The sequence below is a fragment of the Chitinimonas sp. BJB300 genome, assembly GCF_002735695.1.
Classification (GTDB): Bacteria; Pseudomonadota; Gammaproteobacteria; order Burkholderiales; family Chitinimonadaceae; genus Chitinimonas.
This window is the reverse complement of sequence record NZ_PDZH01000040.1, coordinates 19,101-36,746: the sequence shown is the minus strand read 5'-3', so window position 1 is coordinate 36,746 and position 17,646 is coordinate 19,101. Positions and strand designations below refer to the sequence as shown.

The following is a 17,646-nucleotide window of genomic DNA, read 5'->3' as shown; positions in this document are numbered from 1 at the left end:
GCAAGCGACCAAAGCCCATATGGAGATGTTGGAAAACACCCCGGAACGAGTGTGCTCCTATTTCGAAGACCCCAGGATCAAGTACGCCGCCTGATCAATACTTAGTTGCCGGGTGAATAGAACCTGTTTATGGCAGCACAGAAACCGGGAAGGTACGGTGGATGGATGAGGCTGCGAACTTCCACAGGGGCAAAGCGTCCTCGCGGTTTCATAAGCAGTGTAAGAACCCGTCTAAAGTCTGCTGCGCGTCAGCAATATGGCGTTAAAAACACCCTCGACATGCGCAATTACCACTCTAGTAAACGCCGCTTCCTTGGCTGTTTTCGCCTTAGCTTGCTCTAGCTCGTGAGACTTTAGTTAGGCTCTAAGGACCTTGGTCCTTGAGCCAAGGAACAGGTTTTCAGGAAGCGTTTTCATCCCCGTAAGGAGTTTTACCCTCATGAAGTCCTTGTATCTACTGCCGTCCCTGTTTTTTATCCTAGCGCTTGGTCAAGCAAATGCGACAGATGAAGTCCGTATCGCCATGGAAGGCAAGTTTCCACCGTTTGAAGAGCTGGATGCCAAGGGCAACCTGAAAGGCTTCAACGTCGATATTGCTGAAGCCTTGTGCACTGAGATGAAGGCCAAATGCAAGCTTGTCCGGTTTGAATGGGATGATTTGATCCCGGCGCTGAACGATAAAAAGGCGGATGCCATCGTGGCGTCAATGTCGATCACCGATGAACGCGCTCAGCAGGTCGACTTCACCGAAAAGTACGCCCAAACCCCGGCCTTCTTTTTTGCCAAGTCCCATCGCATCCCCTATGTGTTCGTCAGCCCCAAGCGATTGGCTGGGATGAAGATTGGCGTGCAGGTAGATACAACGTATGACCGCTACGTCACCGCCAAATATGCGGCTACGTCGCCCATTGTGCACTTCAAGAGCACAGATGAGATGTACAGCGCATTGGTCAGTGGCGAAGTGGATTTGGCCATGGATGATTCGGTCGCCGGCTATTATGGTTTCCTGGAGACTTCACGGGGTAAGGGGTACGAGTTGGTAGGTTCTGCGGTGGTTGACCCGAAGTATTTTGGCGAAGGGCAGGGGATTGCCGTGCGCAAAGGGGATAAAGACCTGAGAGGACGTCTTGACAAGGCATTGGCCTCGATCCTGATTAATGGCACCTACAAAGAAATTCAGCGCAAGTACTTTATCTTCAATGTCTACTAACCCATTACAAAGCATCCCCAATATCGACCGTGCCATGGCGGCCGATTTGAATTTGTTGGGCATCACCGTACCGGCTGACTTGAAAGGCCGTGACGCGCTGGCGCTGTATGCACAGTTGTGCAACATCACAAACCAGCGGAACGACCCATGTGTGGCGGATACGTTTATGGCTGCGGTTCACTAGGCGAAGCCCGCAAGTGGTGGTCATTTACGGCGGAAAGAAAGCGCCTGTTTGCGCTGGAGGCCAAGTCGGGCGGATAAGTCAGCCCTGGCTTGACTTTGTCGCGCCAAAGGCGTTTGCTGCCTGTAGGGTGTTTCTTTCCATTGCATGCTATCTGCCAAGCGCAGCCCTGTGGTTAAATCCTGCTCATGAGTATGCTGTTCAAGAAAATCGCGCTGGTTGCCCGGCGCAATAGCCCAAACATCGGCGCCCCGTTGCGTCGTTTGGCCGCATTGTTGCGCCAATATGAGTGCAACAGCATCGTGTTGGATGCCGACACCGCCGAAGAACATCCAATTGCCGACACGCTGGTGGTGCCGCCTGATCAGATCGGCAAGGTTGCTGACCTGGTGATTGTGCTGGGGGGGGACGGCACCATGTTGTCGATTGCACGACTGGTGGCGCCATATCGGATTCCACTGGTGGGTATTAACCAGGGCCGGCTGGGCTTTATGACAGATATCGGCGTGGATGATATCGAAACCATTATTCCGCGCATTCTTGATGGCGATTTTGTGCCGGAAGAACGGATGCTGCTAGCCGCCAAGGTGATCCGTGGTGATCGTGAAATCCATGCCGCGCTGGCAGTGAATGATGTGGTATTCAGCCGCGGTTCGCTTGGGTCCATGATCGAATTCGAAATTTTTATCGATGACCAGTTTGTCTACAGCCAGCGTTCGGACGGTCTGATTGTCAGCACCCCCACGGGGTCAACTGCCTATGCACTGGCGTCGGGCGGGCCGATTCTGCATCCTACGGTGCCTGCCATTGCCTTGGTGCCCATCTGCCCGCAAACCATGACGGCGCGACCGATTGCGGTGAACGATGCGGCCACGGTGGAATTCATGTTGACCCGTGGTGTTGATGCCAAAGTGCATTTCGACGGCCATTCTCATTTCGACCTGCAAGAGATGGACCGCGTCAGCATCAAACGCTATCGCAACTCGCTGCGTATCTTGCATCCGGTCGGGTACAACTACTACGACATGTTGCGCCACAAGCTGCACTGGGGCGAACGCCTGTTCTGATTTTGTTCAATCCTGCCCGCCTTTCGCGGGCAGTCTGTTTCTGGATAGCCTGCCATGCTGCTGACCCTGCGTTTGCGCGATTTCGTGATTGTCGATGAACTGGAGCTGACTTTCGGTCGAGGCTTTAGCGTGCTCACCGGCGAGACGGGTGCCGGGAAATCCATCCTGATCGATGCGTTGTCCTTATTGCTGGGCGAGCGGGCCGATGCTGGCGTAGTGCGGCATGGCGCTGACAAAGCTGATCTGACCGCCGAGTTTGATGTCAATGGGCATGCCGATATGCAGGCCCTATTGCATGAATATGACTTCCAAGGCGACGACGGGGTATTGCTGTTGCGCCGTTCCATCGATGCAAACGGCCGTTCGCGTGCGTTCATCAATGGCCATTCCGCTACCTTGGCACAGCTGAAGGAACTCGGCGAATTTTTGGTGGATATCCACGGCCAGCACGCGCATCAATCGTTATTGCGCAGCGAAGCCCAGCGCAATCTGTTGGATGCCTACGCCGGTCAGACCGAGCAGGCACGTAGCGTTCGCACGGCTTTTCAGGACTGGAAAAAGGCGGAGGAAAAATGTAACGAAGCCAGCCGTCACGCGGGCGAGTTCGCTGCCGAGCGCGAACGGTTGCAATGGCAGATAGATGAATTGGCGACCCTGGACCTGCAGGAAGGTGAGTGGTTGTCCTTGCAGCAAGAGCACGGCCGATTGAGCCATGCTGCCAGCCTGATTGAAGGCGGCCAGGGCGCGCTTGAAGCGCTGGCTGAGGGCGAGCAGAACGCGCAATCGCTGCTTGCCGGTGTGCAAGCGAAGTTGTACGAACTCGCCCGGCTGGACTCCGCCTTAAATGAAACCGTTGAATTACTGGCGACGGCTGACGCCAATCTATCGGAAGCTGTTCATGCGCTGCGCCATTATGCGGGGCGTGTGGAGTTGGACCCAGAACGCTTGGGCGAAGTTGAGCGGCGCATGGATGACATCTACCGGTTGGCGCGCAAATACCGTGTCGAGCCAGAGCAATTGACTGAAAAATTGACAGCCTGGTGTGACCGTTTGGCAGAGCTGGGTGGCGATGAAGGCATCGAGGCACTGGAGTCGGTACGGGTAAAGGCTGAGGCAGTCTATCGTCAGCAGGCTGCCCCCCTGAGCAAAGCACGTGGCAGTGCGGCAGAAAAGCTGGGCAAGGTCGTAAGTGCCGAGATGCAAGCCATGGCCATGGTGGGCAGCCGTTTCGAGATTGCATTGCAACCTGCCGCCACACCCGCCGCTTTTGGCTTGGAACAGGTGGAATTTCTGGTAGCGCCCCACGCCAAGGCGCCCGCACGCGCCTTGGCCAAGGTGGCCTCCGGCGGTGAACTATCGCGCATCAGCCTAGCGTTGCAAGTCGTCACCAGCCAGGTGGCGGCCGTGCCCACGCTGATTTTTGACGAGGTAGATGTCGGAATTGGCGGGCGAGTGGCGGAGATTGTCGGTCGACTCCTGAAAAAACTAGGCGAACGCCATCAGGTACTCTGCATCACCCATCTGCCGCAGGTGGCCGCCAGTGGCGACCATCAGCTGCAAGTCGCAAAAATCACCAGCAAGAACAAGGTCAGTAGCCAGATCGCCTTATTGGACCGCGAAGGGCGGGTTGAGGAAATCGCCCGTATGCTCGGTGGTGTGGACATCACCGATACCACGCGCCAACACGCCCGGGAAATGTTGGGGTTTCAATAATGCTCAATCCTACCTGCAATAGAGTGACATATTGTCAGGTTGGGATGGGGTAAGGGGCAATTAGCCATGCTGGACGGAACGAAGGGATTATTACAGAGGTTCTGACTGTGTAGCCAATGCATTGATGACCGTTGTACGTGCGGTTTCCGCCCAAATATTGCCAATGACATTGAGCACATTGGTAGTGGAGTCAACTGCATACAGTCCAAGTAGCACCATAGACTTTTCCACGGACAATTCGGACCCTTGTGCTTCTGTCGTTGCATCTAGCGAGAACGTAGCAACAAAAGGTAAGCCATTAAGCAGCACATCCATAGCATAAAATTGCCGTAACTTGTCTGCAGTTGCAGGGGCATATCGCAGGTAACGACCAGCCTTTGCGATCAAGGCCAACCCACGCTCAAACTGTGGGATCGTGCCTACAGCGTGATATTCCGACACTAATGGATCGGACTGGGTACAAGGTAATTTCTCGAACGCCTGTTGGGCAGCAAGGATTGCTTCCAATCCTTGCTTACCGCTTTCCCAAAGCATCTGGAGGTTATCGGGTTTGCTTTGTAGGCGGGTTGGTACAGAACGCAGACAACCGCCATAGAGTCCTTGCGTAGCCGGGCAATGTGAGACGTACATCGATTTACCTATTAATTCCCGAAATAGTTAATATCCCCCCGCCAAGGGGTTGTTCCTGGTCCCCGCCAAGGGACTAAGTGCTGAGTGTTAATTTATAACAAGGCGCGCATCGTATATACCAAAATTTACTCAGTCAATCAGGGGGTTACCCGAATGCTGTGCAAATTCACGGCAATGTAGAGCGTCAACTCAATCTAATTTGAAACGAGGTGGTAAATGCTAGAACAACAGACAACAAAGGAAAAAGTCCCAACCCACAACATTGGCGTGCGGTGGGTTGGCCACTTCAGGTGAAGCATTTAATTTCGGGAATTCTGCTGACAGTGCGTTGGCGCGCGATCTGCCGGCCTCTACGGGTAAATTGCTCACCCGCGCATACTCGCGCCAGTAAAGAGCGCGCTTGTTATACATTAATTCGGTAAACGATAGGCTCGGATTCTAACCTGACATTCGCTGCCGCAGTCAATTTTTTATCGCATTGGCATATGCCCGTCAGCCATTGAGGCTGCCATGAACTGGCGTAAGTTGAATGACTTTTCTAAAAAATCAATCAGTTATATGGTTTTGCGACTTAATTTCAAACTATCCATAATCAATAGACAGCTGTGGAAAATTCGACGTGCTGCTATGCGAGCAAGAGGCGCAATTGCCGATGGGAAGCTACCGTCTACACAATAGCCAGCAAACCGATTTGGCTAGCCATTAAAAAGCATCAAATGTCAGCTTGCGCACCGCGACTCAAGCCAAACACCACGCCTAATAAGGCTACCCAAAAAGGTGGGATCGCATGTAATACAGCTGAAATTCATCGTTGATTTAATGTAGTGTGGAGTGGGTGTGACAAGCACTTGAATTGGCAGGCAGCCCTGAATGCGCTAGCGTGGCGCCCTTTTTGTGATGTGAGCGACCCAGCATGTCTGAACCTGCCGACTTTATGCGACTGGCCCTGGCCGAGGCTGACAAGGCTCGGGCAGCCGGTGAAGTGCCCGTCGGTGCGGTGTTGGTGCATCACGGCAAGGTCATCGCCACGGGCAGCAATGCCCCCATCAGCCTGCACGATCCATCCGCCCACGCCGAGATGCTGGCGCTTCGGGCTGCTGCCGCAATCCTGGGAAATTACCGCCTGCCCGGTTGCGAGTTGTATATAACGCTGGAGCCTTGCGCCATGTGCGCTGGAGCCATCATGCATGCACGCCTGGCCAAGGTAGTTTTTGCCGCACGTGACCCGAAGACGGGGGCGGCCGGCAGTGTGCTCGATCTCTTCTCCCTCCCCAAGTTGAATCACCACACCGTGGTGGAAGGCGGCTTATTGGCCGTTGAAGCCAGCCAACAGCTGCGTGACTTCTTTGCGACCCGACGTGAAGCAACTAAACAAGCCAAGCAATTGGCGCTTAAGTTGCAGGACAAGGGTTGATCCTCCTGGCGAAGAGGTTGGCATCCCAGCTAAAACAGCGATGAATGCATTGCGCTTATGCGTGCTGCATTTGGCTATGACTGGCAAGTTCACATAGCGCCTGCCATGCTTAGGAAGCATTGAACTGTGTTATTACGGGCGTAAATGCACCTGTTGCTGCACTGTGTAGTCAAAAGCTAGCGGATTACAGGCGCTTAGGCTTGTAGAATTACTACATATAGGATCGAAGCCATCAGATACGCTTCGCCCAAAGCCCATTGACGCAGGGCAAAACAGAGATGCATTACCCAAAAGCCAGGAGCACCGAATCCCATGCAGCGCAGCACAAAGATAGTCGCCACCCTCGGGCCAGCCACCAATGACCCTGATGTCCTGACCCGGATCATCGCCGCCGGCGTGAATGTAGTCCGACTCAACTTTTCGCATGGCAAAGCCGAAGACCATATCGGGCGCGCCCAGATGGTTCGCGATGCGGCGAACCGATTAGGTGTAGCAGTCGCCATCATGGTCGATTTGCAAGGCCCCAAGATTCGGGTAGGCAAGTTTGAGAAGAACAAGATCACCCTGGAGCCCGGCCAGTTGTTTATCCTCGACGCCGCATGCGAATTGGGGAATAGCGAGCGGGTGGGCCTGGACTACAAGGAACTGCCGCGTGATGTCAGTGCCGGCAGCGTGCTATTGCTGGATGATGGACGACTCGTGCTCGATGTACAGAGTGTGCAAGGCAGCGCTATCCACACGCGGGTGCGTATCGGCGGGGTGCTGAGCAACAACAAGGGCATCAACCGGCAAGGTGGTGGCTTGTCGGCTCCCGCGCTGACCGCCAAGGACATGGATGACATCAAGGTGGCCGCCCAGCTGGAAGCGGACTACGTGGCGGTATCCTTCCCCAAGAGCGGGGCAGACATGTATATGGCCAAGACCTTACTGTTGGCGGCGGGTAGCAAAGCCCAGGTTGTGGCCAAGATCGAACGCACCGAAGCCATCGCCAACCTGGAAGAATTGGTTGAAGCCTCCGACGTCATCATGGTGGCGCGGGGTGACTTGGCGGTAGAGGTGGGCGATGCGGCTGTGCCGGCGCTGCAAAAACGCATGATTCGATTGGCGCGGAGCAAGAACAAATTGACCATCACCGCCACGCAGATGATGGAATCGATGATTACCAGCCCCGTGCCGACCCGTGCAGAAGTCAGCGATGTGGCCAATGCCGTGCTCGATGGGACAGACGCCGTGATGCTGTCGGCCGAAACCGCCGCCGGTAAGTACCCCATTGAGACGGTAGAAGCGATGGCGCGGGTTTGCATCGAAGCCGAGAAGTCGTCCGACTACCAGCTTGATCGCGATTTCCTCAGTCGTGAATTCACCCGCGTAGACCAGTCAATCGCCATGGCAGCGCTGTTTACCGCAACGCACCTCAAGGTAAAAGCCATTGTCGCGCTCACCCAAACCGGTGCAACAGCGCTATGGGCCAGCCGCGTCAATTGTGGGGTGCCTATTTACGCCATGACGCCTGAGTTGGGCACCTACCGCAGGCTGAGCCTTTTCCGTGATGTGCACCCAATGACGCTGGACCATGATTGCGACCAGAAGTCGTTGCTGGAATCTGCCGAGAAGCGGTTGCGCGACCAGGACTTGGTACAGTCTGGTGATTTGCTGGTGGTGACGGTGGGCGATACGGTAGGGCAAATGGGTAGCACCAACACGATGAAGATTGTGCGTGTAGCCTGAACGTCGTTTACCGCGAGGTTGAGTGCGAAAAGCACAATGCCCGTCAGTAGTCCTGACGGGCATTGTGCTTTTACAGTGCTTTGAATAGGTACTTACAGCTTGAACTTGGCGAAGCTGGCGCGAATACCACTCGCCAAGGTATTGAGATCGCTCAGGGTGCCAGTCATTGACTGTAGCGCATCGTCACTTTCCTGAATCTGGGAAGTCACCTTCTCGGCATTCTGTGCCATCAAGGTAGCGGCTTGGCGCTGCTCGCTGGTGGAATGCGCAATCTCACGCATGTTGGCAACCATCTGAGACATGCGTTCCTGGATTGCCGAAATATTTTGGGCGGTGTCTCGGGTCAAACCTGCTCCGGCTTCGACCGAGTCCAGCGTGCGTTGCATATTGCCGCTGGCACCTTGGGTGGCTTCACGCATGGCGCTGATCATGCCGGAAATTTCCAGGGTTGCTTTACCCGTGCGCTCTGCCAGTTTACGTACTTCATCCGCTACCACGGCAAACCCCCGGCCTTGTTCGCCCGCACGGGCAGCTTCAATCGCCGCATTGAGCGCCAACAGGTTGGTCTGGTCCGCAATCTCCTTGATAACCTTGACGATGCCGCCAATATCATCGGCTCTTCGGCCCACCTCGCCAAATAGCGAAGAGAGTTCACGTACAGCACCAGCCGAGTTGTCGATTTCGGTTGAAACCTGTTCGATACGCGCCGCGCCTTCGCTGGAGAGCTGGCCTGTGCCATCCATCATCTTGTTGGCGTCGCTGGCATACTCGGCGATATGCGAAATACTCACCGTCAGTTCTTCAATGGTGGCTGCATTGGCTGCGCCATGGTCGGCCAGCTGGCGTGAGTCCCCCGACATGCGTTTTGTCAGGCCGGCAATGGCGTTAACGCCATCGGTCAAACTACCGGCCTCTTGTTGCAGGTCGGCGAACATTTGCCTTAGCTGTTCTTGGAATTGGTTGAATGCCTGGGCAGTTTCAGCGATTTCATCATTGCCATTGACTGGGATACGACGTGTCAGATCACCGCCTCCTGCAGCAATGGTACGCATGGCATCCTTCACCCGAATCAAACCAGCCAACATTTTGCCTATCAGCAAGGTAAGCAGGGGGATGACGACAATCAGTATCACCACCACCATGGCAATCGAGAAAGTCAGTAGTTTATTCAGGGGCGCTAGCGCATCCGTTTTGTCGATTACCACAACCAAGTACCATCCAGTGCTTGGGATAGCTCGCGCCTGTACAAATTTTGCCTCTCCTCCAATGTTGAACTCCTCCATCTTGTTGGCGCCCGCCAATGACCTCAATTGGTTGGCATCCAATTCAGGCGCGAGTTCTGTCGCCGGCTTCATGCGGCGGGCTTCATCGGTATGAATCAGCACATGGCCCTTGGCATCCACCGCAAAGGCGTAGCCCTGGTGGGCCAATTTCAAGCCAAGCACACCGGAAACCAAGCCGTCCATGAAGACGTCACCTGCAGCCACTGCAGTGGCGGCGGCACCACTGCCCACAGGTGTCGCCAGCGTAATGACCAGTTTCTTGGTCGATGCATCCAGATAGGGCTCGGTAATGATAGGTGCCCCTGCACTCGCCGCCTGCTGATACCACGGCCGCGAAGTCGGGTCGTATCCTGCTGGCAGTTCCTGGGGCTTGGAAAACAAGACGCGTTTGTCCGGGTAGGCGATATACGTTGTATCAAACCCACCCGCTTTCTCACTTAACTGCAGAAAGGGGATCACCTCAGCCTGTTGGCTGAACCCCGATAAAGCCGTGATCAACATCGCTTTGCTCATCATCCAGTCATTGGCTGACTTCGCGCCAGCCTCAACCGCTTCAGAAGATTGCGCCTCCAAAGAGGACATCAATTCGCCACGCATCCGTTGATAGGAAGCCCCAGTCAGCAAAATCGCAACTGCTGCCAAGACAACGACCATGGCGACGATGAGCTTGGTACGGAGTGACTGCATGGAACGGCTCCTTATAACGATGACGGATGCTGTGGGGTGCAGCTTGGCACTATGTTTATGTTCAACAATAGGCTATAGACGCAGCGAATGAAGCCACTTTTCAGGACTGTTGCGTGTTAGAACTGATCTAAAGTCTGCTGCACGTCTACGATGCAGCGTTGAATGCATCCGCGGAATACACATTTACCTTTGGTGAACGCGGCTCTCGTTGCCCTTTTTACTTAGCTTGGAAGGCTTTGAACCGGTCCTTGGAAACAAAAATGCCGCCCGATCACAGAGGTGATCGGGCGGCATTTAAAGCTACGGCAGCCGGGGCGCTTACTTCTTGCGTTGCGGTGGCAGGTCGGTACAGGTGCCTTCAAAGACTTCTGCCGCCATGCCTATCGACTCACCCAAGGTAGGGTGGGCATGGATGGTTTTACCGATATCAGTCGCGTCGCAACCCATTTCGATGGCGAGGCAGAGCTCACCCAGCATATCGCCGGCATGGGTGCCAACAATGGCGCCACCGATCAGCCGATGTGTTTCAGCATCGAAAATCAGCTTGGTGAAACCTTCGTCACGGCCATTGGCAATAGCGCGGCCGGAAGCCGTCCACGGGAAGGTCGACTTCTCGACCTTGATACCGGTCTTCTTGGCTTCGTCTTCCGTCATGCCTACCCAGGCGACTTCCGGGTCGGTATAGGCAACGCCGGGAATCACGCGCGCATCGAAGAAGGCTTTGTGGCCGGCTGCATTTTCAGCGGCAATATGGGCTTCATGCACCGCCTTGTGTGCCAACATCGGTTGGCCAACGATATCGCCAATGGCGAAGATGTGGGGCACATTGGTGCGCATCTGCTTGTCGACTTCGATATAGCCACGGTCGGTTACTGCCACGCCTGCGTTTTCGGCACCAATCAACTTACCATTGGGTGCACGGCCCGCGGCGACAAGCACCAGGTCATAGCGCTGCGGCTCCTTAGGTGCAGCTTCGCCCTCAAATGCCACCCAGATGCCATCGGCCTTGGCTTCGACGGCTACGGTTTTGGTCTTGAGCATGATGCTGTCAAAACGGTGGGCATTCATCTTCTGCCAGACCTTGACGAGGTCACGGTCCGCGCCTTGCATCAAGCCATCCATCATCTCAACCACATCAAGCCGCGCGCCCAGCGTTGAATACACCGTGCCCATTTCCAGCCCGATGATACCGCCGCCAATGACCAGCATCTTCTTGGGCACCGCCTTCAATTCCAGCGCGCCGGTGCTGTCGACGATGCGTGGGTCTTCCGGAATGAAAGGCAGCTTCATCACGCGTGAGCCGGCGGCAATGATGGCTTGCTTGAACTTGAGGGTTTTTTTCTCGCCGGTCTTGGCCTGGCCTTCACCCGTGGTGAGTTCGACTTCCATATGGTAAGGGTCGAGGAAGCGGCCCAGGCCACGTACGACTTCGACTTTGCGCGTCTTGGCCATGCCTGCAATGCCACCGGTCAATCTGGTTGTCACCTTATCCTTGTAGGCACGCAGCGCGTCGATGTCGATTTCCGGTTCGGGATACTTGATGCCATGGGCGGCGAGATGTTTGACCTCGTCTATTACGGCAGCGTTGTGCAGCAATGCCTTGGAGGGAATGCACCCCACATTAAGGCAAACCCCACCCAATGTGGCATAGCGTTCAACCAATACCACCTTGAGGCCGAGGTCGGCAGCGCGGAAAGCGGCCGAATAACCACCAGGCCCGGAGCCAAGCACCAGCACATCGTATTCGGCGTCTGCACCACCCGCGTGGCTGGCGGCTTTGGGGGCGGGAGAAGCCACGACCGACGCGGTGGTTGAGACAGTAGGTGCTGGTGCCGGTTTGTCTGCTGACGCTGCAGCAACCGCCTCTACCAGTGCAATCACCGCACCTTCGCTGATCTTGTCACCCACCTTGACGCGAATTTCCTTGACCACGCCACCGGTGCTGGCCGGTACTTCCATGCTGGCCTTATCGGTTTCCAGGGTAATCAGCGCGTCTTCCTTGGCGACGGTATCGCCTACCTTCACGAAGACTTCGATGACATCGACGTTTTTGGCGTCGCCGATATCGGGCACCTTGAGTTCAATCACATTGCTCATAATGGCCCCTTACAACATCAGCCGGCGAATATCACCCAGCGCTTGTGCGAGATAAGTAGTAAAGCGGGCGGCGGATGCACCGTCGATCACGCGGTGGTCGTAGCTCAGGCTCAGCGGCAACATCAGGCGTGGTGCAAACTCACTGCCGTTCCAGACTGGCTTGATGCTGGACTTGGAGACGCCAAGAATGGCGACTTCAGGTGCATTGACAATAGGGGTGAAGGCCGTGCCGCCCACGCCGCCCAATGAGGAAATCGAGAAGCAACCACCTTGCATTTCCGCAGGCAGCAGCTTGCCGTCCCGCGCTTTGGCTGCCAACGCGCCGGATTCGTTCGCCAAATCAAGAAGCGACTTCTTGTCGGCATCGCGAATTACCGGCACGACCAGACCATTGGGTGTATCGGCGGCAAAGCCGATATGGCAATACTGCTTGAGCACCAGGTTATCGCCATCAAGCGAGCTATTGAACTCAGGGAATTTCTTCAGCGCAGCCACCACCGCCTTGATGATGAAGGCCAGCGGGGTGAGCTTGAGGTTCTGTTTCTTCAGCTCTTCGCCCATTTCCTTGCGGAAGGCTTCCATGTCGGTAATGTCGGCCTCGTCAAACTGGGTAACGTGCGGAATCATCACCCAGTTGCGCGCCAGGTTCGCACCGGAAATCTTCTTGATGCGCGACAAGGGTTTGGCCTCGACCGGGCCATATTTGGCGAAGTCGACCTTGGGCCACGGCAGCAAGTCCAGACCAGTGCCCGAACCACTGCCGGGAGCAACACCCACTGCCACTGCGCCGCTGAGTACGCTCTTCACAAACGCCTGCACGTCGCTGGCGACAATCCGCCCTTTCTGGCCCGTGCCCTTGACCTTACCCAGGTCCACTCCCAACTCACGGGCGAATTTACGTACCGATGGGCTGGCGTGCGCCGCCTTGAAGCCGGCTTCGTCTACCTTGGCGCTGGCAGGCGCAGCTTTTGATGCAGGTGCTGAAGCAGCTGGAGCCGGCGCTGCAGCGGTGCTTGCGCCGCTGGCCAACATCAAAATCAGCGTGCCTTCAGAGGCCTTGTCACCCACCTTGAGCGCCACACTCTGTACGGTGCCGGCTGCCGGGGAGGGCACTTCCATGCTGGCTTTGTCGGTTTCCAGGGTGATGAGCGAATCATCTTTCTTTACCGTGTCGCCGACCTTGACGAAGACTTCGATGACATCCACGTTCTTGGCGTCGCCAATATCGGGCACCTTGACTTCAATGCTTGTGCTGGCAGCGGCCGAAGCAGGTGCCGGAGCTGAAGGAGCAGGTGTTGGCGCAGCAGCAGGTGCGCTGGCAACCGCAGCACCAGTGGCTTCAATCAACACAATCACCGTACCCTCGGAGGCCTTGTCGCCGACCTTGATACGGACTTCTTTGACCACACCACCTGCTTCGGCCGGCACTTCCATACTGGCTTTGTCGGTTTCCAATGTGATGAGCGAGTCGTCCTTTTTGACGACATCGCCGACTTTCACGAATACCTCGATGACATCGACATCTTTGACATCACCGATATCAGGTACTTTCAGTTCGATCAGATTGCTCATTTTGTTTCCTGTGAGGGGTGAGGTGTAGGGGGCAGGGGAAGCCCACCCCATTCAGGCAGCGTGGAGTGAAACAGTCTTGTTTCGCTCCTCACGCCTCACACACTTAAACAGTCCAGGGAGCCGGCTTGGCGTTATCGATGCCATATTTTGCAATGGCTTCCCCGATGGTGGTGCGCGGCAACTTGCCGTCATCAGCCAATGCCTTGAGAGCAGCAATAACGACGTAGTGACGATTGACTTCAAAGAAGCTGCGCAGTTGTTCACGGGTGTCGGAACGGCCAAAACCATCGGTACCCAGTACGACATAGCGCTTCGGCACATAGGCGCGAATCTGCTCAGCATAGAGGCGCATATAGTCGGTGGCGACCACAACCGGCCCCTTGGCATCCTGGAAGCATTGGGTCACATACGGCACCTTCGGCTCGGCGGCAGGGTTGAGGAGATTGTGGCGCTCGGCTGCCATGCCATCGCGGGCCAGCTCGGTAAAGCTTGGGCAGCTCCACAGGTCGGCCTCGACACCCCAATCGGCCTTGAGCAGGTCAGCCGCAGCGATGACTTCGTTGAAAATGGTGCCGGAACCCGCCAGCTGCACCCGTAAATCACCCGAACCGCCTTGCTTGAACCGATACATGCCCTTGACGATGCCGGCTTCCGCACCAGCCGGCATGGCTGGGTGCTCGTAGTTCTCGTTCATCAGGGTCAGGTAGTAGTACACGTCCTGCTGCTCGACATACATACGGCGCATACCGTCCTGCAAGATGACGGCGACTTCAAAGCCGAAGGTCGGGTCGTAGGAAATGCAGTTCGGAATCGTGGCCGAGATCAGGTGCGAGTGGCCATCCTCATGCTGCAAGCCTTCGCCATTCAGTGTCGTGCGGCCCGCTGTGCCACCCAACAGGAAGCCGCGGGTACGCATATCGCCAGCCAGCCATGCCAGGTCGCCTATGCGTTGGAAGCCGAACATTGAGTAGTAGATGTAGAACGGGATCATCGGCACGCCGTGCGTGCTGTAACTGGTACCGGCAGCGATCCAGTCGCACATTCCGCCGGCTTCGTTGATGCCTTCCTGCAGAATCTGGCCGTCTTTCGACTCCTTGTAGAACATCAGCTGGTCGGCATCCTGCGGCACGTACTTCTGGCCTTCCTGATTCCAGATACCCACTTGGCGGAACAAGCCTTCCATACCGAAGGTGCGCGACTCATCGGGCACGATGGGGACAATGTGCTTGCCGATCTGCTTGTCTTTGAGCAGCTGGGTCAGCATCCGTACAAACGCCATCGTCGTAGAGTATTCCTTACCTGCGCCCGACCCCTTGAGCAGCGTATCGAAGCTTGATAGCGGCGGAATCTCCAGCGCATAGGCCTTGGTGCGGCGTTGCGGCAAGTAACCGCCAAGCGCCTGACGGTGGCCACGCATGTATTCCAACTCGCGAGAGCCTTCTTCGAACTTCACGAAGGGGACATTCTCGATCTGGTCATCGGGCACCGGAATACTGAAGCGGTCGCGGAATTGCTTGATCGAATCAATATCCAGCTTCTTTTGCTGGTGGGTGATGTTCATCGCTTCACCGGCCGAGCCCATGCCATAACCCTTGACGGTCTTGGCCAGGATGACGGTAGGCTTGCCATTCGGCTCGGACGCCTTCTTGAACGCCGCGTAGATCTTGGCGGGGTCATGGCCGCCGCGGTTGAGCTCCCAGATGTCCTTGTCAGACCAATCCTGCACCAGGGCTTTCAGTTCCGGCGTATTGAAGAAGTGCTCACGCACATACGCGCCATCGCGCGCCTTCATCACCTGGTATTCGCCGTCGACGATTTCCATCATGCGCTTGGGTAGGATGCCATTCTTATCGCGGGCGAACAGGGCATCCCACTTGGTACCCCAGACCAACTTGATTACGTTCCAGCCCGAACCGCGGAATTCGCCTTCCAGTTCCTGGATGATCTTGCCATTGCCACGCACTGGGCCATCCAGACGCTGGAGGTTGCAGTTGATCACAAACACAAGGTTGTCGAGTTTTTCGCGGCCCGCCATGCCGATCGCGCCCAGCGATTCAGGCTCGTCCATTTCGCCGTCGCCGCAGAAGGTCCAGACCTTGCGGTTGGCTGTTTGCGTCAGACCACGGTCCTGCATGTACTTCATGAAGCGGGCCTGATAGATGGCTAGGATAGGGCCCAAACCCATCGATACCGTTGGGAACTGCCAGAAATCCGGCATCAGCCAGGGGTGTGGGTAGCTCGACAGTCCCTTGCCGCCGACTTCCTGGCGGAAGTAGTTCATCTGCTCTTCAGAGATACGGCCCAAGAGGTAGGCGCGCGAATAGACGCCTGTCGCGACATGGCCCTGCACGAAAATCAGGTCGCCGCCGTGGCCTTCCGAAGGTGCATGCCAGAAATGGTTGAAGCCCACATCGTAGAGCGTGGCCGCCGAGGCAAACGAAGCGATATGGCCGCCTACATTGGTATGCTTGTTGGCGCGCACCACCATAGCCATGGCATTCCAGCGCGTGTAGGCGCGGATCTTGTGTTCCAGCGTGGTGTCGCCGGGGAACGGGGGCTCCATTTCGGGTGGGATGGTGTTGATGTACTGAGTACTGGCGCTGTAAGGGATATTCCCCCCTTTTTCCGACGCCTCTTCAATCAACTTCTCGATGATGAAATGGGCGCGCTCAGGGCCTCCGTTATCAATTACGCCATCCAGCGCTTCCAACCATTCACGGGTTTCTACCGGGTCGAGATCGTCGTTGTGCTCAGCCATCTTGGGTACCTTGTGGGTGTGTTTGTTATGCAGTTACAAGCAAGCGCAGGTCATCTGCTCGGTGGGCAGACTCGATAGACATGTCTTGCTGAAAGGGGGGGGCGCAGACAGCATGGGATACGCTGCCCGCAGCCGGGAAAAGGAGCCGATCCAAAATCGGCGAAGCGGGGAATCTGCGCTTCACAACGGTTTCTCTTAATCAACTGGGGTTACTTGCCAGCAAGAGAACTGGCTCGCTGGGCCATTAGAACGGCCTGCCATCAACGTAGCAAGGTCGAACCGGTTCAAAGTCTGCTGTGCATCAGCGACATTTGCGTTAAACCAGATACGGAATACGCATTTACTTTGTCAATGCCGCTTTCTCGCTGTCTTCGTCTCTTGCCTCAAGCAAGACGTTGAACGTTCTTATAGCTCCTTCAAGACCGCTGTGCGTTTTTGTTCGTATTCGGCATCGCTGATCAGGCCGCTCTCTTTCAGACGCTTCAGTACTGTCAACCGTTCTTCCGCCTTGGTCGTCGGCAAAGCGGGTGAGGCGGGCTGCGGGGCCGTTTGCTGCACCGGTGGCGTAGCTTGTTGCACCGTAGGCGATGGTTTGGACTTCGGTGCAGCTGCGGGCTGAAAGGTGGTTGGTGCAGAGGCTGCTGGCTGGAAAGTCGTACTGGCTTCCGCACCCGGTGTCGGCTGATAGGTCTTTTCAGGTGCGCTCGCCAACGCAGCAGCGATGTCGATACTGATCCAGTCCGGACGATTATTCACACTGACCGCACCATTCCCGCTAAGCAACGAGCAACCCAGTTTGGCTGACGGTTTGATACGACTGCCGTGGTTGACGGCGCGCTTGATACCAGTGACGTGGTAGTAGGCCATGTCAAGCGAATCACCGCACATGCCGACCAACACATTCAACTTGCCATTCTCCACAAACAAACGCCCTGCATTGAGCACGCGCGGAATAAAGAACATGCCGCCCGGACGATAGGACGTTACAAACTGCACATCATCACCCCGCGCAGACTTGGAAAACACCGGGAGAAGCGCTTCGGAAAGCCGTTTTACTTCGTCTTCATTGAAGTAGGGCTGTGGTGTTTTGCCGTCAACCCGCTTGTAGATACGTTGGAGCAGGTTGCTCAGTTGCTCGGTGGAGAATACGACGGGATGTGCGTTATCGGCGTTGACGGCTTCCAGCTGCACATAGTCATCACTCTCCGACCACATCTTGGTGGTATCGACCGCCATAGCTTTACCAGCCAGGAAAACACAGGCCAGAATACCTGCCACCCGAGTCGAAAACGTGTACTGCATGACT

General features: G+C 56.0%; 12 protein-coding genes. 6 read left to right on the top strand and 6 right to left on the bottom strand.

What is annotated here, in order from left to right; translation table 11 throughout:
* The first annotated feature begins 439 nt into the window (after nt 1-439).
* From CSQ89_RS08900 to recN, 4 genes are all read left to right on the top strand, one after another.
* Entirely contained in the window at nt 440-1,210 is a 771-nt protein-coding gene (locus tag CSQ89_RS08900; protein WP_099405814.1) for a transporter substrate-binding domain-containing protein, read from the top strand.
* Complete coding sequence (locus tag CSQ89_RS08895) at nt 1,200-1,394, top strand: helix-hairpin-helix domain-containing protein (RefSeq protein WP_233203021.1); 195 nt, start codon at nt 1,200-1,202, stop codon at nt 1,392-1,394. Before CSQ89_RS08900 ends, CSQ89_RS08895 begins: the two co-directional genes overlap by 11 nt.
* A gap of 185 nt (nt 1,395-1,579) precedes the next feature.
* Nucleotides 1,580-2,458: an NAD kinase gene (locus CSQ89_RS08890; RefSeq protein ID WP_099405813.1), complete on the top strand. Its 879-nt coding sequence runs from the start codon at nt 1,580-1,582 to the stop codon at nt 2,456-2,458.
* A gap of 54 nt (nt 2,459-2,512) precedes the next feature.
* Nucleotides 2,513-4,171, top strand: a complete 1,659-nt coding sequence (gene recN / locus CSQ89_RS08885) for a DNA repair protein RecN (RefSeq protein WP_099405812.1) — start codon at nt 2,513-2,515, stop codon at nt 4,169-4,171.
* 90 nt (nt 4,172-4,261) lie between these two features.
* Here recN and CSQ89_RS08880 read toward each other — a convergent pair whose 3' ends face one another.
* On the bottom strand, nt 4,262-4,801 hold the full coding sequence (locus CSQ89_RS08880; RefSeq protein WP_139022884.1) for a hypothetical protein: 540 nt from the start codon (nt 4,799-4,801) through the stop codon (nt 4,262-4,264).
* Between the two features lie 913 nt (nt 4,802-5,714).
* Here CSQ89_RS08880 and tadA point away from each other — a divergent pair.
* Nucleotides 5,715-6,215 (top strand): tRNA adenosine(34) deaminase TadA, encoded by a 501-nt coding sequence (gene tadA / locus CSQ89_RS08875; RefSeq protein ID WP_099405810.1) that lies wholly within the window; start codon nt 5,715-5,717, stop codon nt 6,213-6,215.
* A 312-nt stretch (nt 6,216-6,527) separates the two neighbouring features.
* Complete coding sequence (gene pyk / locus CSQ89_RS08870) at nt 6,528-7,943, top strand: pyruvate kinase (RefSeq protein ID WP_099405809.1); 1,416 nt, start codon at nt 6,528-6,530, stop codon at nt 7,941-7,943.
* Nucleotides 7,944-8,035: 92 nt separating this feature from the next.
* Here the strand turns inward: pyk and CSQ89_RS08865 are convergent, their stop codons facing one another.
* The 5 genes from CSQ89_RS08865 to CSQ89_RS08845 form a co-directional block, all read right to left on the bottom strand.
* On the bottom strand, nt 8,036-9,913 hold the full coding sequence (locus CSQ89_RS08865; RefSeq protein WP_099405808.1) for a methyl-accepting chemotaxis protein: 1,878 nt from the start codon (nt 9,911-9,913) through the stop codon (nt 8,036-8,038).
* 318 nt (nt 9,914-10,231) lie between these two features.
* Entirely contained in the window at nt 10,232-12,010 is a 1,779-nt protein-coding gene (gene lpdA, locus CSQ89_RS08860; protein WP_099405807.1) for a dihydrolipoyl dehydrogenase, read from the bottom strand.
* 9 nt (nt 12,011-12,019) lie between these two features.
* Nucleotides 12,020-13,582 carry a dihydrolipoyllysine-residue acetyltransferase gene (gene aceF / locus CSQ89_RS08855; protein WP_099405806.1) on the bottom strand — a complete coding sequence of 521 codons (1,563 nt, stop codon included), beginning with the start codon at nt 13,580-13,582 and terminating at the stop codon, nt 12,020-12,022.
* A gap of 103 nt (nt 13,583-13,685) precedes the next feature.
* Nucleotides 13,686-16,340 (bottom strand): pyruvate dehydrogenase (acetyl-transferring), homodimeric type, encoded by a 2,655-nt coding sequence (aceE, locus tag CSQ89_RS08850; RefSeq protein WP_099405805.1) that lies wholly within the window; start codon nt 16,338-16,340, stop codon nt 13,686-13,688.
* Between the two features lie 405 nt (nt 16,341-16,745).
* Complete coding sequence (locus CSQ89_RS08845) at nt 16,746-17,642, bottom strand: SHOCT domain-containing protein (protein WP_099405804.1); 897 nt, start codon at nt 17,640-17,642, stop codon at nt 16,746-16,748.
* Nucleotides 17,643-17,646: the final 4 nt, after the last annotated feature.